General features: G+C 62.9%; 20 protein-coding genes. 13 read left to right on the top strand and 7 right to left on the bottom strand.

The annotated features are described in order from the left end of the window. Positions 1–11: 11 nt before the first annotated feature. A complete protein-coding gene (locus tag AC04SG_RS10255; RefSeq protein ID WP_488550929.1) occupies positions 12–1,499 on the bottom strand; it encodes a pyridoxal phosphate-dependent decarboxylase family protein in 1,488 nt (495 codons plus the stop codon). Between the two features lie 19 nt (positions 1,500–1,518). Then, positions 1,519–2,604 carry a PLP-dependent cysteine synthase family protein gene (locus AC04SG_RS10250; RefSeq protein ID WP_488550928.1) on the bottom strand — a complete coding sequence of 362 codons (1,086 nt, stop codon included), beginning with the start codon at positions 2,602–2,604 and terminating at the stop codon, positions 1,519–1,521. 201 nt (positions 2,605–2,805) lie between these two features. Here AC04SG_RS10250 and AC04SG_RS10245 point away from each other — a divergent pair, with 201 nt between their 5' ends. After that, positions 2,806–4,833, top strand: coding sequence for a transcriptional regulator (locus AC04SG_RS10245; protein WP_488550927.1), 2,028 nt, complete (start codon positions 2,806–2,808; stop codon positions 4,831–4,833). Here the strand turns inward: AC04SG_RS10245 and choV are convergent. The 3 genes from choV to AC04SG_RS10230 all read right to left on the bottom strand — a co-directional run bounded on the left by choV (position 4,830) and on the right by AC04SG_RS10230 (position 7,935). Then, positions 4,830–6,011 (bottom strand): choline ABC transporter ATP-binding protein, encoded by a 1,182-nt coding sequence (gene choV, locus AC04SG_RS10240; RefSeq protein WP_203277150.1) that lies wholly within the window; start codon positions 6,009–6,011, stop codon positions 4,830–4,832. The two genes, AC04SG_RS10245 and choV, sit on opposite strands and share 4 nt — an antisense overlap. After that, positions 6,008–6,862 (bottom strand): choline ABC transporter permease subunit, encoded by an 855-nt coding sequence (gene choW / locus AC04SG_RS10235; RefSeq protein WP_352556372.1) that lies wholly within the window; start codon positions 6,860–6,862, stop codon positions 6,008–6,010. The genes choV and choW overlap by 4 nt, the downstream gene beginning before the upstream one ends. Positions 6,863–6,999: 137 nt before the next feature. Next, positions 7,000–7,935 (bottom strand): choline ABC transporter substrate-binding protein, encoded by a 936-nt coding sequence (locus AC04SG_RS10230; protein WP_112561117.1) that lies wholly within the window; start codon positions 7,933–7,935, stop codon positions 7,000–7,002. 237 nt (positions 7,936–8,172) lie between these two features. Between AC04SG_RS10230 and AC04SG_RS10225 the strand changes: the two genes are divergently transcribed. The 9 genes from AC04SG_RS10225 (at position 8,173) to AC04SG_RS10185 (ending at position 19,727) form a co-directional block, all read left to right on the top strand. Beyond that, a complete protein-coding gene (locus AC04SG_RS10225; RefSeq protein ID WP_488550926.1) occupies positions 8,173–8,784 on the top strand; it encodes a thymidine kinase in 612 nt (203 codons plus the stop codon). 14 nt (positions 8,785–8,798) lie between these two features. Continuing rightward, positions 8,799–9,983, top strand: a complete 1,185-nt coding sequence (locus tag AC04SG_RS10220; protein ID WP_488550925.1) for a glycosyltransferase — start codon at positions 8,799–8,801, stop codon at positions 9,981–9,983. A gap of 88 nt (positions 9,984–10,071) precedes the next feature. Continuing rightward, positions 10,072–10,455: a c-type cytochrome gene (locus tag AC04SG_RS10215; protein ID WP_352556368.1), complete on the top strand. Its 384-nt coding sequence runs from the start codon at positions 10,072–10,074 to the stop codon at positions 10,453–10,455. 321 nt (positions 10,456–10,776) lie between these two features. Next, positions 10,777–11,865, top strand: a complete 1,089-nt coding sequence (locus AC04SG_RS10210) for a hypothetical protein (RefSeq protein ID WP_488550924.1) — start codon at positions 10,777–10,779, stop codon at positions 11,863–11,865. Between the two features lie 28 nt (positions 11,866–11,893). Beyond that, a complete protein-coding gene (locus tag AC04SG_RS10205; RefSeq protein WP_181061309.1) occupies positions 11,894–13,039 on the top strand; it encodes a hypothetical protein in 1,146 nt (381 codons plus the stop codon). A 24-nt stretch (positions 13,040–13,063) separates the two neighbouring features. After that, a complete protein-coding gene (locus tag AC04SG_RS10200) occupies positions 13,064–14,974 on the top strand; it encodes an AAA family ATPase (RefSeq protein WP_488550923.1) in 1,911 nt (636 codons plus the stop codon). A 222-nt stretch (positions 14,975–15,196) separates the two neighbouring features. Further along, on the top strand, positions 15,197–16,504 hold the full coding sequence (locus AC04SG_RS10195) for a DUF6638 family protein (RefSeq protein ID WP_488550922.1): 1,308 nt from the start codon (positions 15,197–15,199) through the stop codon (positions 16,502–16,504). A 105-nt stretch (positions 16,505–16,609) separates the two neighbouring features. After that, a complete protein-coding gene (locus tag AC04SG_RS10190; RefSeq protein WP_203277144.1) occupies positions 16,610–17,734 on the top strand; it encodes a DUF2333 family protein in 1,125 nt (374 codons plus the stop codon). Positions 17,735–18,047: 313 nt separating this feature from the next. Continuing rightward, positions 18,048–19,727: a formate--tetrahydrofolate ligase gene (locus AC04SG_RS10185; protein ID WP_192258808.1), complete on the top strand. Its 1,680-nt coding sequence runs from the start codon at positions 18,048–18,050 to the stop codon at positions 19,725–19,727. 59 nt (positions 19,728–19,786) lie between these two features. Here the strand turns inward: AC04SG_RS10185 and AC04SG_RS10180 are convergent, their stop codons facing one another. Next, entirely contained in the window at positions 19,787–20,425 is a 639-nt protein-coding gene (locus AC04SG_RS10180) for a cysteine hydrolase family protein (RefSeq protein ID WP_488550921.1), read from the bottom strand. 127 nt (positions 20,426–20,552) lie between these two features. Between AC04SG_RS10180 and AC04SG_RS10175 the strand changes: the two genes are divergently transcribed. Next, complete coding sequence (locus AC04SG_RS10175; RefSeq protein ID WP_488550920.1) at positions 20,553–21,542, top strand: helix-turn-helix domain-containing protein; 990 nt, start codon at positions 20,553–20,555, stop codon at positions 21,540–21,542. 18 nt (positions 21,543–21,560) lie between these two features. Here the strand turns inward: AC04SG_RS10175 and AC04SG_RS10170 are convergent, their stop codons facing one another. Next, a complete protein-coding gene (locus AC04SG_RS10170) occupies positions 21,561–22,118 on the bottom strand; it encodes a sugar O-acetyltransferase (RefSeq protein ID WP_488550919.1) in 558 nt (185 codons plus the stop codon). Positions 22,119–22,244: 126 nt separating this feature from the next. On the opposite strand from AC04SG_RS10170, the gene AC04SG_RS10165 reads away from it, so the two are divergent. Both AC04SG_RS10165 and AC04SG_RS10160 read left to right on the top strand, forming a co-directional pair. Then, positions 22,245–22,706 (top strand): DUF4126 domain-containing protein, encoded by a 462-nt coding sequence (locus AC04SG_RS10165; RefSeq protein ID WP_488550918.1) that lies wholly within the window; start codon positions 22,245–22,247, stop codon positions 22,704–22,706. Then, complete coding sequence (locus AC04SG_RS10160) at positions 22,703–24,079, top strand: FAD-containing oxidoreductase (protein ID WP_488550917.1); 1,377 nt, start codon at positions 22,703–22,705, stop codon at positions 24,077–24,079. The genes AC04SG_RS10165 and AC04SG_RS10160 overlap by 4 nt, the downstream gene beginning before the upstream one ends. Positions 24,080–24,146: the final 67 nt, after the last annotated feature.

Below are 24,146 nucleotides of genomic sequence, written 5' to 3'. Positions count from 1 at the left end.
CCGCGCTCTCTTCAATCCGGTGCCGCAGCAGCATCGATGTCTTTTCCAATGCGGACCGTTTCGGCGACCAGAAGGTCGAGGTCCTCGCGTCGCGTCCGGTGGTTGTTGATCGCCACCCTGAGGCAATGTCGGCCCTGCACCGTCGTATCGGAAATGGCGGCGATGCCTTCTTCCTGCAACCGCAGCATGATCTCGGTGTTGAGCGCTTTCGAGCGCTCGCCATCGAGCCCTTCCGCGCGATAGCGGAAGCAGACGATGTTGATGCTGGTCGGCGCTGTCAGCTCAAGCGCCGGTTCGGCCTCGATCAGGTTCGCGAGATAATGCCCTTGCGCAATATTCTGGTCGATCAGGCGGCCGAATTTCTCGACGCCATGTTCCCGCAGCGCGATCCACACTTTGAGCGCCTTGAAGCCACGTGACGTCTGCAGTCCGTAATCGTGCAGCCATTGCCCGGAAGCGAGGCCGCGCGGTGTCGATTCCAGATATTCCGGTGTCACCGCGAAAGTCTTGCGATGCGCCGAGGCATCCCTGACCAGCGCACAGCCCGCCTCGAACGGTGCATGCAGCCATTTGTGCGGATCAAGCGCGATGGAATCGGCCCATTCGATGCCGGCGACGCGATGCGCATTCTCAGGCGCAATCGCAATCAGCGCGCCGATGCAGCCGTCGACGTGGAACCACATGTCTTCCTCGTGCGCCAGCTTGGCCAGCGCCTGCAGATCGTCGATGGCGCCGGTGTTCACCGTGCCGGCATTGCCGATGATGCAGGCCGGCTTGAACCCGGCCGCGCGATCTTCAGCAATCGCCGCCCGCAAAGCCTGGATATCGATGCGCAGGCTGGCGTCGCTGGCAATCCGGCGCAGCGCCCTGTTGCCGAGGCCGAGCGCCTCCATCCCCTTGCGGTGGCAGGAGTGGATCTGGTCCGAACCGTAGAAGCGCAACGGCTTCTCGATTGCAGCAACGCCATGCTCGCGCACGTCGATGCCGGCCTTGGTGTTGCGCGCCACGGTGAGCCCGATGATGTTGGCCATCGAGCCGCCGCTGACCAGCGTGCCGCTGGCCGAAGCCGGCATGCCCATCATCTGCTTGCACCAGTCGACCACCTGGCCGTCCATCAGGGCGGCGGCATGGTTGCCGCCGCCGAGATTGGAGCCCTGGATGGCCGCCAGGAAATCGCCGAGGGCGCCCGTAAAATTGCTCGACCCCATATACCAGGACCAGAAGCGCGGATGGATGTTGCCCATCGGATAGGGCATCACCTTTTCCACGACATCGCCATAGATGTCGGCAAGCGGCGTTGGCGATTGCGGCAGGGACGCAGTGAAGAAGTCTCTCACATCTCCAGGCATCTCCTGCCACACCGGCCGTTGCCTGACATCGCGCAAATAGGCGACGGCATCATCAACGATCCGATGCGACAGGACCTGCACATCGGCCCAGTCCGAGGGGTCAAGCGTTTCCTCGGTGCCGGTAGCCGAGTGTCCAGACATCGCGTCCATGCAGATTGCTCCCGCGCCATCATGCCGGGAACTGGCAACCAGGCGTCGAGCGCGAAAGAGCAAGCTCTTCCGCATTCATCTCGGCCTCGATGCCATCGAACAGCGGCGTCGTCATGTAGCGTTCGCCGGTATCGGGAAGCATGCACAGGATCACAGAGCCGGCAGGTGCCGTGCCGGCGATCTGGCGCGCCACGGCGAAAGCCGAGCCGCCGGAAATGCCAGTGAAGATCCCCTCCTGCTGCGCCAGCGCCTTGGCCCATTTCATGCCCTCCGGCCCCGCGATCGGCATCACCTCGTCATAGAAGTTGCCATCGATCGCTTCCTGCAGGACGTTCGGGATGAAGTCCGGCGTCCAGCCCTGGATCGGGTGCGGCTCGAAGGCCGGATGGCTGGCAGCCGGCGCGCCGCCTGCGCCACGCACCTGCGGCTTGCCGCTGCCGACAAGCTGTGCGTTGGCGGGCTCGGTGAGCACGATCTTGGTCTCGGGCCGCTCACGGCGCAGCACACGCGCCACGCCGGCAACGGTGCCGCCGGTGCCGTAGCCGGTGACGAAATAGTCGAGCCGCGAGCCGGCGAAATCGTTGACGATCTCGCGTCCCGTGGTCGCCTCATGGATGGCGGCGTTTGCCTTGGTCTCGAACTGGCGGGCCAGGAACCAGCCATTGGCTTCGGCCAGTTCCACCGCCTTCTTGTACATGCCGAAGCCTTTCTCGGCGCGCGGCGTCAGCACCACCTTGGCGCCCAGCATGCGCATCAGCTTGCGGCGCTCGACCGAAAAACTGTCGGCCATCGTCACCACCAGCGGATAGCCCTTCTGCGCACAGACCATGGCAAGGCCGATGCCGGTGTTGCCGCTGGTCGCCTCGATGACGGTCTGCCCCGGCTTGAGCGCGCCGGTGCGCTCGCCTTCCTCGATGATGTTGAGCGCCAGCCGGTCCTTCACCGATGACGCCGGGTTGAAGAACTCTGCCTTGACGTAGATGGTGGCGTGCTCCGGGCCGAGATTGTTGACGCGGATGACCGGCGTGTCACCGACCGTGTCGAGAATGCTGTCGAACAGGCGGCCGCGGCCGGCCGTGGTTCTGATTTTCTGCTGATGCAACATGGATGAACTCCTGGTTTGCTCACGGACCGGTTACACACCGGCGGTTTGGGCGGCGAGGTTTCGACACCTTGCCGCACTACAGGTCTTTGACGTGCCGCAATGTGGTAAACCCCACATCCGGCGCGCATATTTTGCGAGCCGGGTGCACTTTGTCGTGTTCGGTGATAAAGCAAGGGCTGGAGGCCCAGCGTGGGAGCAGGCGTGGAAACTGGCGTGGAATCGAGCCAGGCGAAAAGCCATCAAGGTCTTAGCGTGCGCCTGTTTGGGTCGCTGGCGCTTGTGCGCGACGGCGTCCCGGTGGCTTTGCCGGCATCGCGCAAACTGCGCGCGCTGCTCGCCTATCTCGCGCTGGCGCCCCATCCGATCGGACGTGGCAAACTCTGCGAATTGCTGTGGGATGTTCCAAATGACCCCAGGGGCGAGCTTCGCTGGTGTCTGAGCAAATTGCGGGCCGCTCTCGACGAACCGGACCGCCGCAGGATCCAAACCGCTGATGATGCGATCGCGCTTGATCTCGACGGCATTTGCGTCGACGCGTTGGATGTCGCGTCAGCGGCTGCTGCGGGAATCGAAAAGCTTGGTACCGAGCGTCTGCAGGCCCTGTCGAAGCTCTTCGCCGGTAATTTCCTTGAGGGGCTGGAGATCGACCGCAACCCTCTCTTCAACAATTGGTTGACCGCGCAGCGCCGTCGTTTCGGATCCTGCCACGCGGCCATACTGGAACATCTGGTCAAGACGCTCCCGGCCGATTCCGAAGACGTCTCCTCCCATCTCGAAAAATGGCTGGAGTTGACCCCGTTCGACAGCTGCGCCCACATCGCGCTCCTGGCAAGGCTGGCGCGGCGCGGCCAGTTCGGAGCCTGCGAGGACCATCTTGCCGCCGCAGCTGCGCTCTTCCAATCCGAAGAGCTGGATTTCGGTCCTATCCGCCAGGCGTGGCTGGCCATTCGCGCGGAACGGCCCTGCGCGACTGTGCCGGCACAGCCGGCGGCCCCACCCACGCCGAGCCAGAGCCCGATCGTGCTTGCCGCTTCCGAAACGGCAACGCCCTACAAGGCTTCGCTTGCCGTGATGCCGTTCGCCGAAGACGCCGGCGGCGTTCGTGGTGGGCTGGCCGACGGCTTGACCCACGACATCATCACCCGCCTCGCCAAGCTTAGAGATTTCTTCGTCATTGCCCGTGGCTCGGTCTTCGCGCTGGCCGAGAAAAACATTGCGCCGGAGGATGCCGGCCGCAGGCTGAATGTCGATTATGTCGCCACCGGCACGGTGCGTAGCGTGACGGGGCGCCTGATCGTCACCATCGAGCTTGTCGAGGTGCGCACCGCCAGGATCGTCTGGGCCGAAACGTTCGAGCGCAAGCCGGACGACATCTTCTCCGTGCTCGACGATATCGGCGACAGCATCGTGGCTTCGATCTCATCCGAGATCGAGACGGTCGAGCGCAACCGCGCCATGCTGAAGGCGCCCAATTCACTCAATGCCTGGGAGGCCTACCACCGCGGCCTCTGGCACATGTATCGCTTCACACGCGGCGAAAACGATCAGGCCAGGCATTTCTTCGGCATCGCTCTGAGCCAGGACCCGACCTTCACCCGCGCCTATGCCGGCCTGTCCTTCACCCATTGGCAAAGTGCTTTCCAGCGCTGGGGCGACCGCGACCGGGACAGCGCGCTCGCCTTCGAAGCGGCCGGCCAAAGCCTGTTGATCGACGATCACAATCCGGCCGCGCATTGGGCGATGGGCCGGGCGCTGTGGCTGCGCGGCGAAGGCAACGCATCCCTGCTCGAACTGCAACGAGCTGTCGACCTCAGCCCCAATTTCGCGCTTGGCCACTATGCGCTTTCCTTCGTCCAGTCGCAGTCGGGCGACCCGCAAGCGGCCATCGGGTCGTCGGATCATTCGCGCCATCTGTCGCCGTTCGATCCGTTGCTGTTCGGCATGCTGGGTGCACGCGCCATGGCCCATGTCCGGCTGGGCCAGTTCGATGATGCGGCGCATTGGGCGCTCAAGGCCGCGGCCCGCCCCAATGCCCATGTCATTATCCTGTCGATCGCCGCCCATTGCCTGGCGCTGGCCGGACGGCTCGACGAGGCCAAAACCTTCGCCGCCGCCATCCGCAAGACGCTTCCTGGCTACCGCGCCGACGACTTCATCGACACCTTCCGCTTCGACCCGGATGCCACAGCCCTGTTCAAGCTCGGCGCCAAGCGCATCGGGCTGAACTAACGCCGCAGCACCGCGCTCAGCACATCGCGTATGCCGATGGCGCCAACGAAGCGCGATTGGTCGTCGAACAGCGCCACGGGCGCTGTCTGCGAGCGGTGCATGGCCAGCATCACTGTCTTCAGCGAGGTGCCCGGAGTGGCCCAGAATACCTGTGCCGTCTCCTCCGGCTGGGCCTCGACATCGACGCACGACACCCACACTGCCGGCTTGCCGTCGCGTTCAGCCGCTGCCACCAGCCCGTGATCGTCGATCTTGAAGCGCGTCGTCTTGCGCCGGTCGAGCCACACCCAGCCGTTATCGCCGTGCTCCAGGTCGCGGCGGTCGCGCATGACGTTCCAGGCGGTCAGCACCGAGAGTGGGTTCACGTTGGCGATGAAGTCGCGGACATAGTCGTTGGCGGGCCGCAACACGATGTCTTCCGGCGCGCCGGTCTGCACGATGCGGCCGCCTTCCATGATGGTGATGTGGCTGCCGATCTTCAGCGCCTCTTCCAGATCGTGGCTGACGAAAATGATGGTCTTCTTCAGCTCCGCCTGCAGCTGCAGCAATTCGTCCTGCAGCTTGGTGCGGATCAGCGGATCGAGCGCCGAGAACGGCTCGTCCATCAGCAGGATCGGTGCCTCGGTGGCGAAGGCGCGCGCGAGGCCGACGCGCTGCTGCATGCCGCCGGACAATTCATGCGCGTATTTTTTCGACCACTGGTCAAGATTGACCAGCTTGAGCTGCTTGTGCACGCGCTCCTTGCGTTCTGCGTCCGGCACGCCGGCGAGTTCGAGGCCGAGGCCGACATTTTCCTCGACCGTGCGCCATGGCAGCAGGCCGAACTGCTGGAACACCATCGCCACCTGCTTCTGGCGCAGCCGCCGCAACGTCGCCTGGTCGCAGGTCACGACGTCGACGATGTTGTCGCCGTCCTTGACCAGCACCTGGCCGCGCGACACCACGTTGAGCCGGTTGACGGCCCGGAGCAGCGTCGACTTGCCGGAGCCCGACAGGCCCATCAGCACCGAGATCTCGCCCTCGTGCACTGTCAGGCTGGCGCCCGCACAGCCCAGCACATTGCCGGTTTTTTCGAGGATTTCGGCGCGCGTGGCGCCGCCGTCGATCAGTGCCAGCGAACCGGCCTGATCGGAGCCGAAGACGATATCGACGTTCTTGAAATCGACTGCGACGGTCATTTCTTGCCTCCAACGCCGATGCGCGTCATCCGGTCGAGCACGATGGCGAGCACGACGATCGCCAGGCCGGCTTCAAGGCCGAGGTCGATGCGGCGCGAGCCGAGCGCGCGGTTTATTTCAGTACCGAGGCCGCCGGCGCCGATCAGCGCTGCGAACACCACCATCGACAGCGAAAGCATGATCGACTGCGTCAGGCCGGCCATGATGGTCGGCAGCGCCGACGGCAGTTCGACCTTCCACAGCAGCTGCTGCTTGGTGGCGCCAAACGCCTCACCCGCCTCGATGATCGACTTCGGCACCGAGACGACGCCGAGATGGGTGAGCCGCACCGCGGTCGGGATGACGAAGATGATGGTGACGATGAGGCCAGGCGCATTGCCAAGGCCGAACAGGGTCAAGACCGGGATCAGGTAAACGAAGGTCGGCAGCGTCTGCATCAGGTCGAGCACCGGCAGCATGACGCGGTAGACCTTCGGCTTGTGCGCGGCCCAGATGCCGAGCGGCACGCCGATGGCCATCGCCATGGCGGCGGCGGCCACGACCAGCACCAGGGTTTGCACCGTCTGCTTCCAGAGGTTCTGGTTGATGATGAAGATCAGGCCGAGGAACACGCCGATGGCCAGCGGCCGCGAGCGCTGCAGCAGCCAGGCAATGATGGCAATGACCAGCGCCAGCAGCACCGGCGGCACCACCAGCAGGATGTCGACCAGTCCGTCGAGCAGGAAATTGAGGCCATTCGAAAAAGCCCTGAACACAGTGTCGAAATTGTCGGTGAGGAAACCGAAGAAGGCCTTTCCCCAGGCGCCGATCGGTATCTTGTGATCGACCATGAATTTCGAAATCGGATCCATATCGCCCCTCTCATGCGCGAGACCGCTTGCCCCCGGCCTCTGCTGTCGTTACGTCATCTTCTCACAGGATATGAAAAAGGGCAGCCTTTTCTAGATTGGCTGCCCTTCCTGGTTCGGCTTTGCCGAACTCAGTCGGCTCAGCTTCCGAGCGCGGTCTTGACCGCTGCGGCCGCATCGCCGCCATCGAAGGTGGTGACGCCGGCAATCCACGGCGCAACCGCGTCAGGGTGCTTCTTCAGCCAGTCGGCTGCGACCGTGTTGGCGTCGCCGCCTTTCAGGATCGCGTCCATCATCTCGCCTTCCATGTCGAGATTGAACTTCAGGTTGGCGATGAACTTACCGGCATTCGGGCATTCGGTGGTGTAGCCCTTGCGCACATTGGTGTAGACGGTGGCGGCGCCGAAGCCGCTGTCGCCCATGCCGTCGAGATAGGTGATCTTCATGGCGCCCATCACCGGATGCGGCGTCCAGCCGAGGAAGGCGATCCACTCGTTGTTCTTCATCGACTGTTCGGCCTGCGTCAGCATGCCGGCTTCCGAGGATTCGACCAGTTCGAAGCCTTCGAGATTGTCCTTCGGGTTCTTGATCATGTCGAGGATGATGCGGTTGCCGTCATTGCCGGCCTCGATGCCATAGATCTTGCCGTTGAACTTGTCCTTGAACTTGCCGAGGTCGGTCAGCGACTTGACGCCGGCATCGGCGACATAGGTCGGCACGACGATGCCGTAGCCGGCGCCGGTCAGGTTGGTGCTGATCGTCTCGACCGAACCGTCGGCGGTATAGTCCTTGATGTCGTTGGTCATCGACGGCATCCAGTTGCCGAGGAAGACGTCGACATCCTTGTTCTTCAGCGACGCCATGGTCACCGGCACCGACAGCTGGATCGTCTGCGGCTCATAGCCGAGCGCGGTGAGCAGCACCGAAGCGACGCCGGTCGTGGCCTGGATGTCGGTCCAGCCGACATCGGAAAGGCGCACCGCCTTGCAGCTCTCCGGATCGCCGGCAAGGGCTGCGCTCGTGGACAGGAAAGTCGCCAGACCGAGGCCGGCGACGAAGGTGTTCATACGCGACATTGATAGTCTCCCATTGTGATTCTTTGGCGAAGCGTAGTTACGGTTTCTTTGCCCGCCTTGTTTCGTCAGCCAAACACCATTCTGGTGTGGTTTCAAGCGCTAAGGCAATCACGATCAACGGCGCGGGCTGGCCAAACAGCGACACGCCTGCCGCTTTTTCGATGGCAGACGGCTTTTCCCATGAAATGCTGCGGTGCCCCCTCCCCGCGCCGCGTCAACTCGGCTTAAAAGGACGGTATGGCCAAGCTTTACTTCCACTATGCGACGATGAACGCCGGCAAGACGACGATGCTGCTGCAGGCGTCCTACAATTATCGCGAACGCGGCATGACCACGATGCTGTTCGTCGCCGGCCACTATCGCAAGGGCGATACCGGGCTGATCTCGTCGCGCATCGGCCTGGAGACCGAGGCCGAGATGTTCCGCGATGGCGACGATCTCTACGCCCGCGTCGCCGAGCACCATGAACACACGACCGTGCATTGCATCTTCGTCGACGAAGCGCAGTTCCTCGAGGAAGAGCAGGTCTGGCAGCTTGCCCGTATCGCCGACCGGCTGAACATCCCGGTCATGTGCTACGGCCTGCGCACCGATTTCCAGGGCAATCTGTTTTCCGGTTCGCGCGCGCTTCTCGCCATCGCCGACGATCTGCGCGAAGTGCGCACCATCTGCCGCTGCGGCCGCAAGGCGACAATGGTCGTGCGTCTCGGTCCCGACGGCAAGGTAGCAAGACAGGGCGAACAGGTAGCGATCGGCAAGGACGTCTATGTCTCGCTCTGCCGGCGCCACTGGGAAGAGGAAATGGGCCGCACAGCACCCGATGATTTCATCGGCTTCACCAGAGGCTGAACGGCCGGGGCAACATGAGAATTCTCCAGTTCACAGTCGATTGCCCGTTTCCGCCGGTATCCGGCGCCGAGATCAGAAACGCCGCCAATGCGCGCGCCTTGGCATCGATGGGCGAGGTTCTGACGGTAAGCCTAACTGGCGCCCCGGCGCCTTCTCCACCGCCGAATATCCGTCACCGGATCATCGAGGCGGCGCGCGGCAGAGGTCTCTGGGGCAGGCGCAGCCCTCACCCGACCGTGCATATGATGCCGGACGACGAACTGGCTGAAGCCGACGCGATCTGGAGAGAATTCTCGCCCGATCTCGTTGTGGTCGAGGAGATCCCACTGTCGCAGCTGCTGACGCTGACGCCGAAGCATCGCGCACGCACCGTTCTTGACCAGCACAACATCGAATCCCGGACGGTCGCCGACCGGATCGCCGGCCTGACGCTGTGGCAGCAAATTCGAGGCTGGCGCCAAAACAGGCGCAAGAAGGCAGAGGCGCGCGACGCCGACAGGCGTGCGGCTGCCATGGCCGATCAGGTATGGGTCTGCTCGCCGACCGACGGCGCGCTGCTGTCCGCTCTCGGCCCCGTCGGCGACGTCAGGTTCATCGCCAACCCCATTCCGGACGAGACTGTGCTTTCCCTGCCGATTGGTGCCGAGCGGTACCGTGAACTCAGCCTGTGCTTCATCGGCCATCTCGGCTATTTCCCCAACATCGACGCCGTCAAGCAGATCGGACGCGGGATGGTGCCGCGCCTCACCGCCTCCGGCCGGCCCTGGTCGATCACCGTCGCCGGCAGGAACCCGCGCGACGTCGTGCGTGGTTTATGCGCCAAGCATGGTCTGCAGTTGATCGAGAACCCACCGCATCTGCCGGAATTGCTTGGTCGTGCCGGCTATGCGCCGATCCCGCTGCGCTTCGGCGGCGGAACCCGCATCAAGGTGCTTGAGGCGATGGCGGCGGGCCTGGTCGTCTGCGCCACCGAGAAGGCCGTCGAAGGGCTCGGCCTGCAGGCGGGCAGGCATTTCCTGTCGAGCAACGATGCCGGCGAACTGGCGTCGAAAATCGTCGATCTCGCGAAACGCCCGCAAGCGGCGGCCGAGATGGCGGAGAGCGGCCGCACCTTCGTACGTGACAACCACTCATCGGCAGCAATTGAACAAGCGATCCGGCAGGCAATCGCGGAAATCCCGCTCCACCGAACGGGATAAGACCCGTCTTGCAATCCAGCCACCATGCGGCGTTTGTTAAGGCCCTGCAGCCTATTTTGCCCGCAGCCAGAGCCAGCCGGGGACCGCCATGCTTAGAGCCATTTCATCAGCACTTGTCATTTACTTAGCCGGTATCGCGGCCGCACAAGCCGACGGCGATGCAGCGCTGGGCAAGAAGGTTTTCTTCAGATGCATGGCTTGTCACGAGGCGGCAACCGACCGCGACAAGATCGGCCCGCATCTCCTTGGTATCGTCGGCCGTACAGCCGGCACAGCCGAGAATTTCAGCTATTCGCAGGCCATGAAGGATGCCGGCGCCGCCGGCCTCGTCTGGGACGAAGCCAACCTCAAGGCCTATCTCAGCGCCCCCAAGCTGAAAGTACCCGGCAATAAGATGGCCTTCTCCGGCCTGACCAGCGACGAGGACATTGCCAACGTCATCGCCTATCTGAAGGCCGATCCGAAGCCCTGAACGGCTGGATGCGTAGCGTGACAGCGATGGCTTTGGCCAGCTGTCTCGCGCCTGCAACCGATTGAGTTCTCTGTCGAATTTCAGGACGTCCGCACCGGCCGAGATCGGCTGCTTGCCAACATCAAAGTTCAATGACAGTTGAACAATGCCTGGCCGGCCGGTTATTCACGCCATGACCCCGCCTTCATTGACTTTCAAGACGATGATGGATTTTTTTGTTTTCGGGGCGGGTCTTGTCTTGCGTCTTTCAATCCCCGGATGCCCCACATATATTCGCCGCTGTTCGCAGCCAGCGACCGGAAGCCGAAGCGGGAGGCCCCTATGGCGACATTGCAGAATTTTGATGCCGAAATTGCCAAGACCAGGCAGGTTGTGCAGGACATGCGCACCAAGATCGAGCAGTCCGGCACCGTGCTTGATACGCTGGCCACCGCTGACAAGAAGATCGGCGACGCCAATTTCGACATCGAGAACGCCCGCATCGAGGATGTGCTGAAGCAGCAGAAGGTGATGGAAGGCAATATTGCCGACCTGATCATCGGCCTGGAAGACGCCACCAACGTCTTCGGCACCGAATTCGAAAGCATGAAGAACTATACCGGCTGGGAAAGCTTCGTCGGCGTCTTCTCCGCGCAACGCAAGCAGCGCATGCGCACCGACCGCGTCCGCAACATGTCGCTGGCCGGCAATCTGCAGGAGCTTCTGGTCAAATCCGACACCATCGTCGGCATCTTGAAGGCGCAGAAAGAAGTCCTCGACCAGCGCTACAAAACCTCCGAAAACAGCCTGTCGCAGGTGATTGAGCGCCGCAAGGTCACCATGGCCAACCTCGAAGCGGTGCAAAAGCGCATCGAGGAGGTCAACCCGCTGCTGCTCGACATCGAGAACAAGATCGCGGCCTCGACCAGCCAGAAGGAACGCACGCAGCTTGAGGGCGAGCGCTCGAAACTGGCCACCGAATACAATGAAAAGCAAGCCAAGGAGCAGGAATTGCTGGCCGAGAGCCAGACGCTGGAACGCTACACCTCGATGTTCCAGACCTTCGTCGATTCGCTCAACAACCAGATCGCCGCGCAGTCGACGCTGATCAACAAGCTGACCATCGATACCGAGCAGCGCATCGTGCTTTACAAGGCCCTGGAAGATTCTTTGAAGACCGCCGCCCAGCAGGACGTCGCCCACAAGATCAACACGCTGGGCAGCCAGGTCGACAACACCGCCGAAGAGACTATGGCCGGCATTGGCGCCGCCTCGCAAAAGCACATTGGCGATCTCCTCGAAATGCACGAGAAGAACATGGTCGCCAGCGGCGACATCCAGCGCCGCAAGAAGCTTGCCGACGATGCCTTCGCCCGCCGTTTCGACGACGTGATGAAGAAGCACAATTCGGCCAACTACGTGCAGTCGTAAGGAGCGGTTGCACGCGAGCACACCCGGCATGACTCCCGAAAACGAAGCGGCGGCGCGCTATTTTTCCGCCATCACCGCCGCACTCAGCGGCCTTGAAGTGTTCATGCGCGACGACCGCTCGCCGCTTTACCGGCACGGTATCGTTGCCAAGATCGTCGCCGAATACATTGCCCGGCTGGACAAATCGTTCTCCTGCTGGCGCAACCGGCTCGGCTTCATGGACACGTTCCGCATTTCGCGCGCCGACAGCGGCTATCCCGTCTTCCAGAACCTGCTCGAATTGGAAAACGACCGCCGCCAGGCCGATGCGCGGCTGGCCAACATCCCGCTCGCCGGCGAATTGCGCGAGGAAATGGCCGACTTCATTCTGCGCCACAAGGAGTTCCCCGAGGCGCTGCAAAAGTCGATGGCCGAGCGGCTCTATCTCGAAGACGTCAAGAGTGAGCAGACCTTCGGCCCGTTCTCGCTGGCGCAGACGGCCAAGGTCTCGGTCAATCCAAAAACCTTCCGGCCCTATTACCTCGTCCACTGGGCGACATTCGACGGCAGCGCCAACCTGCCGCTGGTCTACATGGTGACGGTGGAGGATTCCTCCGAAGCCATGATCCGCCAGCTTGTCGACAGCAACGGCAAGCTCAACGAACAGGTCGACATCCCGCTGCCCGTCGATGGCCTGCTCAACCCCGAGCTTGCCCACCGTTTCGACGACTTCACCGAAAAGAATTCCGCCTACACGCTGTCGCCGGCGACGATTGCGGTCAATCTCGACAAGGATTTCGAGCCGCTGCACCCCAAGCAATTGCGCCGCGTCGTGCTTGGCCCCTTTTATTCCGCAGGGATTACCGACAACAATTCGACGGTGACCGAGGTGCTGGCCAAGGTGCGCAAGCCCGAAAATGCCTGGCTGCTCACCTGGACCATCCAGGAGGTCTACTCCAAGGGCGAGAAACCCGGCCGAAAGGGCCTGTTTTCCAGCGAGAAGACGACGCAGGAATTCTTCATCAATACCGACGATCTCGAAGCCGCGCGCCAGGGCGTGTCGAGCTACGAGAACCACGCGCTGATCCCGCACGAAGCCTACCAGGCACTCTACGCCGCCGGCGAGGCGCAGAAGATCTTTTCCGGCTACAAGGTTCATATCCTGTCCAACGGACAGGTCATCTCAGACGTCTGACCGTCACACCACGGAGCATCCTTCATGGACACCGGCCTGACCACCATCCCGGAAGCCGCGATCGAAAAGCACCGCGCCACGGCGCAGAGCTTCATCACCCGCGTCGTCGTTCTGGAAGACCCTTCGCGCGAATCCGGCACCGCGCTTGCGGGCACCAATCGCCGCTTCGTCTCGACCGTTTCCGTCGGCTCGGTGCGGCGCACGCGGGAGGTCGAACTGACCAAGACCGTCGCCGCCATCCACCCCGACGACCAGCTGATGAGCATCCCACAGCACACGCTGTTGTTTCGCGCCCGGCGCGGCCTGGCGATTTCGCTCGCCATTTCCGATGTCTTCGCCGAGGGCTCCGATCTTGAAAGCCTGCAGGCCAAGAACACACGCGCGCCGCTGGAAGGCGACGAAGCCGCCACCTTCAAGAAGCTTCTGTCAGCCTCGGCTTACGTTTCAGCCTTCAGTCTTGCCTCCTATCTGTTCCAGCTGATCGACAGCGACGGCGAGGCGCCCAACGATATCCCCGAGCCGGACTTCCTGTTCGACACGCCGCAGGATGCGGTGAAGTCGATTGTCGCCGGTCTCGACAAAGCGATTGCCGGCTCCAAGGACGATGGCGATTTGACCACCCGGGCGCGCGCCTTCGCCCGCGTCGCCATTGACGGGCTCTTGGCCCGCAAAGGCCGCTTCGATGGTATCGGCCCGTTCGAGGACGCTCATATCCGCATCGACGCTGACGATTTCACCTTGGATGGCTTCGACGTCGCGCCGGGCAAGCGCTCCAAGCCGCTGGTGATGACCTTCAAGAAGCCGGAAGAGGTCGTCGGCAACCACATCGCCAAATACCAGTCGGTCAAGTTGGCCAAGATGTTGATGGCCTATGATTTCGAGCGCGAGCTGAATCCGTTCGTCGAACTCGGCGGTTTCCTCTTCACCTTCATCGGCGACGGCGCGCCGGGCACCGGCAAGACGACGCTGATCCAGATGATCGCGGGCCTGGTCAACGGCTATTGCCAGGTCGCCGGCTATCCCTTCGCCTATGAGAATTTCGGCGTCGACCAGATTTCGTCCTACCAGGGCAAGTCAGGCCAGAACTGCCGCCAGTTCATAAACAATGTCTTGAACCCGCGCGTCATCGGTTTCGGCACCGTCGACGACATCGACCAGGTGGCGGCACGCCGCTCCGACGACCGCGCCTCGGCCGGCCAGCAGGAAATCACCGGCGTCTTGATGGATGCCTTTGCCGGCGCCGGCACGGTGGTGCGTGGCAACTGCTCGTTCGGCATGTTTTCCAACTATCCTGAAAATGTCGACGATGCGCTGCGCCAGCGTGCCGGCGCCCGCTGGCTGGTCGACGGCCCGCAGAGCCGCGACGACTATATCGACATCTTCGTTTTGCTCGCCGGCAAGAACCACAAGATCCCACTCGGCGACCACAAGCTCTATGCCGCGCAGGAAATCCAGCGTGCTGTGACCGAGGCCTATGAGGAGCATGAGAAGCCGCAGGAAGATGGGCTGATGAAGGTCTATGAGCGCTACATGAAGGAGAATGGCGCGCCGAAATCGATGGCCGACATCGGTACCTATCTGCACCTGATCAAGGACGCCGAGCCGCGCTTCACCGGCCGCGCCATCAAGAACGTCACCGACGCCATCAAGATGCGCGCCATGGATATCGAGTTGCCCGACGACTGGTTCGAGAAGCCGGAAGCCTTCATGCACAAGGGCTATGACGAGAAGAAAGCCATGATCGAGGAACTGCGCGGGCCGTTCTCGATGGACATGGTCATGCAGGAGATCAACCGCTACGCCGATTCCGAGTTCCGCTATTCCGACAAGTCGGACGATGCGGCGGTCGAGAAGCTGCTCCGCGACGCAAGGCTGCGCGAACGCGCTGGGCGGGAGATGGAGGAGATGAAGAAGAAGGGGCTGTGGAATGCGTAAAGCACGCCAACGCCCCCTTCTCCCCTTGTGGGAGAAGGTGTCGCCGAAGGCGACGGATGAGGGGTGTTCCAGGGAACGCCAGCGCCTCACTCCGCTGGAACACCCCTCATCCGTCTCGGCGCTAACGCGCCGATCCACCTTCTCCCACAGGGGGAGAAGGAGAAGCCGCGCCCCTCATCCGCCCTTCGGGCACCTTCTCCCCGTGAACGGGGAGAAGGAAGATTGACCCACCCCGCCAAAAAACCCGACCTTCTCCGCGACAACGAGCTCATCTACGGCCGGCTGCTGACGGTCGATGAGTCGCACCTCATCCAGCGCTACAACAAGGCGCTTGTTGCCTTCGGGTTGAAGCCGACCAAACTAAAGAGTTTCCAGATCGACCGCACCGGCTTCTCGCCCGAGGTGGCCGAGGAATGCGGCGACTACGATTATCTCGATCCCAATGAGGTCAACCGCCGCTTCATCATCCTGACGCCGTCGCAGATCGACCTGCCGGTGGTGCACACCGCCTTCTCCAACACCTCGCAGCTGATGTTCGAGTTCATGTCCAAGAACCAGCGCGCCATCGATGCGCTGACCATCAAGGACGTCATCTACGGCGAGATCGAAGATTCCGTCCCCGTGGTCAACGACATCGAGGATCTGCTGTCGATCAGCCAGGTCGAGTTCAAGGTGCTGTCGGCCGAGGACGTGCTGGGCAAGGCCGCCGAGCTCGGCAAGCTTGTCGACCGGCTGAAGCAGGAGCCGGACGCCTGGCGCGACAGCGCCATGCTGACCCGCATGGTAGAGTTGGCCAAGGTCTGCGGCGACATCCGCGAAAACGCACTAGTGCCCGACCAGGTGATCTTCCGCCACAACGCCTACTGGACCAGCCATTTCGGCGGGCTCTACGTTTTCGTCGACCCTGACATGACCACCGTCATCGGCGACCCGGCCGCACCCGGCTTTCGCCGCTCGCGGCCCTGGCAGGTCAGCTATCTCTCGATCAACGATGCCGACAAGGTGTTCAAGTTCCTGGCCTCGACCGGCCGCATCGAACTGCCGCGGGCGTCATGGGTCGAAAGCTCGGGCTATCTCGAGCATCGCGCCGAGATGGTTGTGCGTTCCCTTATCCGCGACACCGACCCGAACCGCAATCTGACCGACGTCGACAAGGTCTGGCTGCAGACCTGGATCCACGGCCATGCTGATCTCATCACCAGCGACGGCAATTTTCCCTTCCTCAACGCCGCCAAGCGCGAGATCGCCCAGCTCGGCCATCTCAAGATCGAGGATGTCGCGCCGCGCCAGCGCTTCCTGGTCGTGCGCGGCAAGCCCGATCATCCCGATGCCTGGCTGACCAACCAGCTGATCTCGGATTTCGTACCGCAGGACTTCGTCTCGCGCTACGTCTTCAACAAGCCCGGCTTCTACAAGGACTATGACGGCTACAGCGACGCTTGGCGATCGCATGTTGTGGACGTTCTGAAAACCACATATTTGAGAGACAAGGTGGCGTTTCGCACGCGCCTTTACGGCTTGACTGATTAGAACGAAATGAGCCGTCATTTCGTTCTAATTTATTGTTTTGGCGCATGATGTTATCCAAAAAGCCTGCAACTTTTTGGCCTCATGCTGAGGGGGTGAACGAGAGCCATGCTTGATCCGATCGTGAATTTCTTCACCCGCATCTTCCAATGGATCGGCCGCGGTATCGGCCTTGTCATCGGCGCGATCCTGTGGCCTTTCCTATGGGCCGGGCGCTGGTATACGCAGCGCGGCTGGATCCTGAAGGCGGTGGTCGGCCTGGCTTTGCTGGTGTTGATCGGCCTCTACGCCAACTTCTTCTACGCCACCCAATGGTGGAACAAGTTCGACCCCAACTACGTCGACAAATACACCTTCGAGAACCGCAACATTTCCGCCGGCGAACAGGTCGCGGCCGGCGCCGGCACCGAGACTGCCAAGACCTGTGGCAATTCGGGCATCGCCCAGGTCGCGGCCGACCTCACCGATTTCAACGTCAACCAGAATGCCTGGGTCTCGTCGATGATCCTCTACAAGCTCGGCCTGTTCGGCGTCGACTGGGATCACACGCCGTTTATGGACAACAAGGCCTCGTTCCAGCGCGGCATCAACCAGGCGGTGCGGCGCACCGCCACCGAGCTTGCCGACAATCTCGGCCGCGTGCGTACGACATCGCAGATCGACGCCGATCTGCAGGATGCGCGCGGCAATCTGCAGTTCGACGAATACACTTGGTATTTCGGCCTGAACCCGTTCGGGCCGAAGACGCCGACCCCGAGCTATTATCGCGATGCCGTCAACAAGCTGCGCTCCTTCAACGCCCGCCTGGCCACCTGCCAGGCGACGTTCGACGCCCGTGCCGACAATCTGAAGCAGTATATAGACCGCATCTCCTCCGACATCGGTTCGACCTCGGCAATCCTCAAGGAGCGTGCCGAAAACCACAACAATGGCTGGTTCGACTTCCGCGCCGACGACCGCTTCTGGTTCGCCTATGGCCAGCTCTATGCCTATTACGGCCTGATGAAGGGTGCCCAGGCCGACTTCGAGGATGTGATCAAGGAAAAGCATCTCGGCAATCTGTGGGACACGATGGATTCGCAATTCGTCTCGGCGCTGCGCATACAGCCCTTCATCATCGCCAATGGCCGCGAGGATGGCTGGATCATGCCGACACACCTGACGACGATGGGTTTCTACGTGCTGCGGGTGCGCTCCAACATGGTCGAGATCAGCAACGTTCTGACGCAGTAACGTCTGCTGCTGCCTCAACAGGTGATGGCGAATTTGCGCCGTCGCCTCTGTCGCATTCCGTGCATTGAGCGGCTGTTTTGAGACGGCGGAACGGCGCGTCCTCTGGCTTCTATACGGCGCGGCAACGGAGCCAGGAAGAACCGACGGCAGGTCGGCCCGGCCGCGGAGACACTTTCTTCACAGGAAACATAGTTGCATGCAAGTTGACGCCACGGCAGCGACAGGGTTAGAACATGCCCGCGCCCGGGTTCAAAATGCCTGCGAGTGAGATCAAACCCGTCCCCTCCACCGTTCAATCCGAAGGAAAGCCGTCATGGCCGAAGTGAAGTCCGACATCGAGATCGCGCGCGGCGCCAACAAAAAGCAGATCCAGGAGATCGGCAAGAAGATCGGCATCCCGACCGAGCACCTTTTGCCCTACGGCCACGACAAGGCGAAAATCTCGGCAGAGTTCATAAAGTCGGTAAAGGGCAACAAGGACGGCAGGCTGATTCTGGTCACCGCCATCAACCCGACGCCGGCCGGCGAAGGCAAGACGACCACCACCGTCGGCCTCGGCGATGGATTGAACCGCATCGGCAAGAAGGCGATCGTCTGCATTCGCGAGGCTTCGCTCGGTCCGAATTTCGGCGTCAAGGGCGGTGCCGCCGGCGGCGGCTATGCGCAGGTCGTGCCGATGGAGGACATGAATCTCCACTTCACCGGCGACTTCCACGCCATCACCACGGCGCACAATCTTTTGTCGGCGCTGATCGACAACCACATCTACTGGGGTAATGAGCTCGGCATCGACACCCGCCGCGTCGTCTGGCGCCGCGTCATGGACATGAACGACCGCGCTCTGCGCGAAATCATCGCCTCGCTTGGCGGCGTCGCCAACGGTTTTCCGCGCGAGGCCGGTTTCGACATCACCGTCGCTTCGGAAGTCATGGCGATCCTGTGCCTCTCCAACGACCTGAAGGATCTTGAAAAGCGCCTCGGCGACATCATCGTCGCCTACCGCCGCGACAAGACGCCGGTCTATGCCCGCGACCTCAAGGCCGATGGCGCCATGGCGGTGCTGCTCAAGGACGCCATGCAGCCCAACCTGGTGCAGACGCTGGAGAACAACCCGGCCTTCGTCCATGGCGGCCCGTTCGCCAACATCGCGCATGGCTGCAACTCGGTGGTCGCCACCACGACGGCGCTGAAGCTCGCCGACTATGTCGTCACCGAAGCCGGCTTCGGCGCTGACCTCGGTGCCGAAAAATTCTTCGACATCAAGTGCCGCAAGGCAGGGCTGAAGCCAGCTGCGGCCGTCATCGTCGCCACCGTGCGTGCCATGAAGATGAATGGCGGCGTCAAGAAGGAAGACCTCGGCAAGGAGAACATCGAGGCGGTGAAGAAGGGCTGCGCCAACCTCGGACGCCACATCGAGAACATCAGGCAGTTCGGTGTGCCGGCGGTGGTTGCCATCAACCACTTCTATTCCGACACCGACGCCGAGATCCAGGCGATGAAGGACTATGTCGCCTCGATGGGCGAAGAGGCGATCCTGTGCAAGCACTGGGCCCATGGCTCCGCCGGCATCGAGGATCTCGCCAACAAGGTGGTGGCGCTGGCCGAATCCGGTGCCTCGCAGTTTGCACCGCTCTATCCAGATGCCATGCCGCTGTTCGAGAAGATCAACACCATCGTCCAGCGCATCTATCGCGGCTCCGAGGCGATTGCCGACAAGTCGGTGCGCGATCAACTGCATGCCTGGGAGCAGGCCGGCTATGGCCACCTGCCGGTGTGCATGGCCAAGACGCAGTATTCCTTCTCGACCGACCCGAACCTGCGCGGCGCGCCGACCGGCCACACCGTGCCGGTGCGCGAGGTCAGGCTTTCGGCCGGCGCCGGCTTCGTCGTCATCATCTGCGGCGAGGTCATGACCATGCCCGGCCTGCCCAAGGCGCCGTCCTCGGAAAAGATCTTCCTCAACGAAGCCGGCCAGATCGAAGGCCTGTTCTGAGATTTTCTCGACTATCAAAGGCGCCGCAGCGATGCGGCGCCTTTTTTGTTTCCAGGGCGTTACGCCGCGTTGCGCGCCAGTGCCCGCTGGTTGGAGGCATAGATCGTATCGCGCTTGGGCAGTGCGCCCGTCTTGAGGCAATCGATCCATTCGGCTGTATCGAGCACGGCCGCGAAGCGCGACTGCAGAATGACCGTCACCACGCGATGGATCTCCTCCGCCGAGGCATAGCCCGCGCTGTTGGCATAGGGCACCGAGCCGGCGGCGTCGGACAGGAACTCGACCGCAAAGTCGACATGCGCGGCGTGGATGACGGTCGACAGATCGCAATTATGCGTCATGTAGCCGACCACCGTGATCGTATCGATGGCGTTGGCGCGCAGCCACTCCTCGAGGTCAGTGCCGGCAAAGGCCGAGGGCAGCGACTTTTCGACATAGTGGTCACGCTCCCGCCTGGCGATCTCGGGATGCAGTTCTCCGCCATGGCTGCCCTTGGCGAAGATCGGCGACGTCTCGGGCGCCATCTGCTTGACGACCACCACCTTGACTCCGGCGGCAGTGGCGGCATCCATGGCGCGCGCCACGTTGACGACGCTGTCGCGAAAGGGCGGATACTGGATGGCGAGGTTGCCGCCGTCATAGTCGTTCTGGACATCGATGACGATGAGCGCGCGGCGCGGCGTGGTGTTGGTGGACATGGTGTTTTCCTTTCGGGCTTGAATGGGACGGGCCGAAAATAGGCGGATCGCCCGGCTGCCAAAAGTGGCCCAATTGACATCATTCGAAAGAATTGGGACAATCCAAACTCACCTGCTGGAAACGCCCATGACCGCTCCCATCGTCGCCGTCCTTGCTTTCGACGGCATCAGCCCGTTCCATCTCTCCGTGCCGTGCCTGGTGTTCGGCGCCGACCGCACCAAGCTCGGCCTGCCGCGCTTCGACTTCCGTGTCTGCGGGGTCGAGGAAGGCATGATCCAGACCGATGCGGGGCTGAGCATCCTCGTGCCGCATGGGCTGTCCGCGCTCGATGACGCCGATATCGTCATCGTCCCGAGTTGGAAGGATCTCGAAGCTCCTCTCGCCAAGCCATTGAAGGAAGCGCTCGGCCGTGCGCACCGGCGCGGCGCGCTGATCGTCGGGCTCTGTCTCGGCACTTTTGCCCTTGCCGCCGCCGGCCTGCTTTCGGGCCGGAAAGCGACCACGCACTGGGCCTATACGGACCAGTTGCAGGCGCTTCATCCCGATATCGCCGTCGACGCCGATGTGCTCTATGTCGACGAGGGCGACATTGTCACCTCCGCTGGCGTCGCCGCCGGGCTGGACTGCTGCCTGCATATCGTGCGTGCCCGCTATGGTGCCGAGGCCGCACTGCGGCTCGCCCGGCACGTCGTGCTCTCCCCCCATCGGCAAGGCGGACAGGCCCAGTTCATCGAGCGCCCGCTGGCGAAAACCCCGGCCGCCGACCGGTTCACCCAGGCGCTCGACACCGTGCGGGCAACGCTGGGGCAAACGCACAGCCTCGACCGCGTCGCCGAGGCCGCCCGCCTGACCCGGCGCACCTTCACCCGCCGTTTCCAGAAATCGATCGGCACCAGCTTTGGCGAGTGGCTGGCCGGCCAGCGCATCGAACTGGCGCAACGGCTGCTGGAGGCGACCGAGAAATCGATGGACATGGTGGCTTTCGAGGCCGGCTTCGGCAGCGCCACCTCGCTGCGCCAGCATTTTGCCGCACGACTGCGGACCTCGCCGGCGCAGTACCGGCGCGAATTCTCCAGGCGGACCGGCGAGCAGGCGATGTCCGCCCTGTCTCATTGATCATCGGCGGACGCGTATTCAGCCGCGTTTGACCGCCCGCGCCGGGTTGCCGACCACGGTGGTGTTGACAGGCACGTCGCGCGTCACCACCGCGCCGGCGCCGACAATGGCGCCATCGCCGATGCTGATGCCGCCGAGGATGATGGCGCTGCCGCCGATCCAGGCACTGTCGCCGATGGTGACCGGCCTGGCGATCTCCAGCCCCGCCTGACGGCCCGCTGCCTCCTTGTGGTGCTCGGCGCAGTAGATCTGCACATTAGGACCAAGCAGCGTCCGGTTGCCGATACGCACCAGCGCGGTATCGAGGATGGTGCAGCCGGCATTGAGAAACGCGCCTGCGCCGAGATGGATGTTGAAACCGTAGGCGCAATGGAACGGCGCCTCGATGCGGGCGCCCTCGCCCGCGCTGCCGAGCAGCGCCGATAGCGCCGGACCGATGTTGCCGCGCGGTCGGGGCGGCAGCGAATTGTGCTCGAACACCGCATCGCGCGCGATCACCCGCAGCGCTTCCAACTCGTCGTCGATGCAGGTGTACCACTCGCCTGCAATCATCTTCGTGCGTTCGCTTGCGGACATGGCCATGCCTCCAATCTGATCTCCTGCCAAAGCACAATCCTCCGCCGGGGAAAACCCCACTGTCCAAATGCCCGGCCTATGCTAGCTTGCCCGCGCGGACCGTCCGAGGTTCTGAGGGGATCCATCATGCTTTACCTGCTTGCACTTCTGATCGGCGTCATTGCCGGTCTTCGCGCCATGACCGCGCCGGCCGCCGTCGCCTGGGGCGCTTATCTCGGCTGGCTGCCGGTTGCCGGCACCTGGGCAAGCTTCATGGGCCATTGGGCCGCTGTCGGCATCTTCACCATTTTGGCCATTGTCGAACTGGTCACCGACCAGTTGCCGTCGACCCCGAGCCGCAAAGTTCCGCAGCAATTCGGCGCCCGCATCCTCATGGGCGCCTTTGCAGGTGCTGTGATCGGCGCCACCGCCGGTTCCACCGTTGGCGGTCTGATCGCCGGCGCCATCGGCGCCGTCGTTGGCACCTATGGCGGCGCTGAAGCGCGTGGCCGGCTGGCCGCAGCCTTCGGCAAGGACTTGCCCGCCGCCCTCGTCGAGGACGCGGTGGCGATCATCGGCGGCCTGCTGATCGTGGCGGCCGTGGCATGACGGCAAAGACTTTCGACGCCATCATCATCGGCGCCGGCCAGGCCGGCACACCGCTCGCCGGCAGGCTGAACGCAGCCGGCATGAGCGTGGCGCTGATCGAGCGCAAGCTGGTCGGCGGCACTTGCGTCAACACCGGTTGCATCCCGACCAAGACTATGGTCGCCAGCGCCTATGCCGCCCATCTGGCGCGGCGCGCCGCCGATTATGGCGTGACGCTCAGTGGCCCTGTCGGCGTCGACTATAAGGCGATCAAGGCGCGCAAGGACAAGGTTTCGGGCGCCTCCCGCACCGGGCTGGAAACCTGGATCTCCGGCATGGACAAATGCACGCTCTATCGCGGCCATGCGCGCTTCGAATCCGCCAACACGGTGCGCGTCGGCAACGACCTTTTGACCGCCGAAAAGATCTTCCTCAACACCGGCGGCCGCGCCTCGGTGCCGGATCTGCCCGGCATCCACGACATCGACTACCTCACCAATTCCTCGATGATGGATCTCGAAATTTTGCCGCGTCACCTCATCGTCGTCGGTGGCAGCTACATCTCGCTGGAATTCGCACAGATGTTCCGCCGCTTCGGTAGCGAAGTCACCGTCATCGAGAAGAGCCCACGCCTGGCCGGCCGCGAGGACGAGGACGTATCGGCGGCGATCCTGTCGATCCTCGAAAACGAGGGCATAGCGGTCCATGTCGGCGCCGACGACATCGGCTTCGCCAAACGGGGCAACGACATCGCCGTGACCTTCTCATCCGGCAAACCGCCGGCAGTCGGCTCGCACGTGCTTCTGGCGCTCGGCCGCACTCCCAACACCGACGACCTCGGCCTCGACAAGGCCGGCGTCGCGGTCGATCTGCGCGGCTTCATCACCGTCGACGACCAGCTGCGCACCAGCGTGCCCGGCATCTGGGCGATGGGCGATTGCAACGGCAAGGGCGCCTTCACCCACACCTCCTACAACGACTATGAGATCGTTGCCGCCAATCTGCTCGATAACGATCCGCGCAAGGTCAGCGACCGCGTCGAGGCCTATGCGCTCTACATCGATCCGCCGCTCGGCCGCTGCGGCATGACCGAGGCCGCCGTGAAAAAATCCGGCCGCAAGGCGCTGGTCGGCCAGCGGCCGATGACCCGCGTCGGCCGCGCCGTCGAAAAGGGCGAGACGCAAGGTTTTATGAAGATCCTGGTCGATGCCGACACCAGGGAGATCCTCGGCTGTTCCGTGCTTGGCCCTGGCGGCGACGAGGCGGTGCACTGCGTGCTCGACCTGATGTACGCCAAGGCGCCGGTCGACACGCTGGCCCGTGCCATGCACATCCACCCGACGGTCTCGGAACTGCTGCCGACCATCGCCCAGGAACTGAAGCCGCTGGTCTGACGTAACTTTGCGTCAAGCTCCCGGCTTTCTGCATTGGTGCATTGCAGCAATGTGCATTGCGCATGGC

The sequence above is a fragment of the Mesorhizobium sp. CNPSo 4684 genome, from assembly GCF_057784315.1.
The sequence above is the reverse complement of the archived record's forward strand: the minus strand, read 5'-3'. Positions and strand labels throughout refer to the sequence as shown.

Bases quoted from the DNA above. Each gene is read 5' to 3' on its own strand.
- AC04SG_RS10160 (WP_488550917.1), top strand. From the start codon at position 22,703: ATGACGGCAAAGACTTTCGACGCCATCATCATCGGCGCCGGCCAGGCC.
- AC04SG_RS10180 (WP_488550921.1), bottom strand. From the start codon at position 20,425: ATGTCCACCAACACCACGCCGCGCCGCGCGCTCATCGTCATCGATGTC.
- AC04SG_RS10205 (WP_181061309.1), top strand. From the start codon at position 11,894: ATGACTCCCGAAAACGAAGCGGCGGCGCGCTATTTTTCCGCCATCACC.
- AC04SG_RS10165 (WP_488550918.1), top strand. From the start codon at position 22,245: ATGCTTTACCTGCTTGCACTTCTGATCGGCGTCATTGCCGGTCTTCGC.
- AC04SG_RS10225 (WP_488550926.1), top strand. From the start codon at position 8,173: ATGGCCAAGCTTTACTTCCACTATGCGACGATGAACGCCGGCAAGACG.
- AC04SG_RS10220 (WP_488550925.1), top strand. From the start codon at position 8,799: ATGAGAATTCTCCAGTTCACAGTCGATTGCCCGTTTCCGCCGGTATCC.
- AC04SG_RS10210 (WP_488550924.1), top strand. From the start codon at position 10,777: ATGGCGACATTGCAGAATTTTGATGCCGAAATTGCCAAGACCAGGCAG.
- AC04SG_RS10185 (WP_192258808.1), top strand. From the start codon at position 18,048: ATGGCCGAAGTGAAGTCCGACATCGAGATCGCGCGCGGCGCCAACAAA.
- AC04SG_RS10230 (WP_112561117.1), bottom strand. From the start codon at position 7,935: ATGTCGCGTATGAACACCTTCGTCGCCGGCCTCGGTCTGGCGACTTTC.
- AC04SG_RS10215 (WP_352556368.1), top strand. From the start codon at position 10,072: ATGCTTAGAGCCATTTCATCAGCACTTGTCATTTACTTAGCCGGTATC.
- AC04SG_RS10170 (WP_488550919.1), bottom strand. From the start codon at position 22,118: ATGTCCGCAAGCGAACGCACGAAGATGATTGCAGGCGAGTGGTACACC.
- AC04SG_RS10190 (WP_203277144.1), top strand. From the start codon at position 16,610: ATGCTTGATCCGATCGTGAATTTCTTCACCCGCATCTTCCAATGGATC.
- AC04SG_RS10250 (WP_488550928.1), bottom strand. From the start codon at position 2,604: ATGTTGCATCAGCAGAAAATCAGAACCACGGCCGGCCGCGGCCGCCTG.
- AC04SG_RS10175 (WP_488550920.1), top strand. From the start codon at position 20,553: ATGACCGCTCCCATCGTCGCCGTCCTTGCTTTCGACGGCATCAGCCCG.
- AC04SG_RS10200 (WP_488550923.1), top strand. From the start codon at position 13,064: ATGGACACCGGCCTGACCACCATCCCGGAAGCCGCGATCGAAAAGCAC.
- choW (WP_352556372.1), bottom strand. From the start codon at position 6,862: ATGGATCCGATTTCGAAATTCATGGTCGATCACAAGATACCGATCGGC.
- AC04SG_RS10255 (WP_488550929.1), bottom strand. From the start codon at position 1,499: ATGGACGCGATGTCTGGACACTCGGCTACCGGCACCGAGGAAACGCTT.
- choV (WP_203277150.1), bottom strand. From the start codon at position 6,011: ATGACCGTCGCAGTCGATTTCAAGAACGTCGATATCGTCTTCGGCTCC.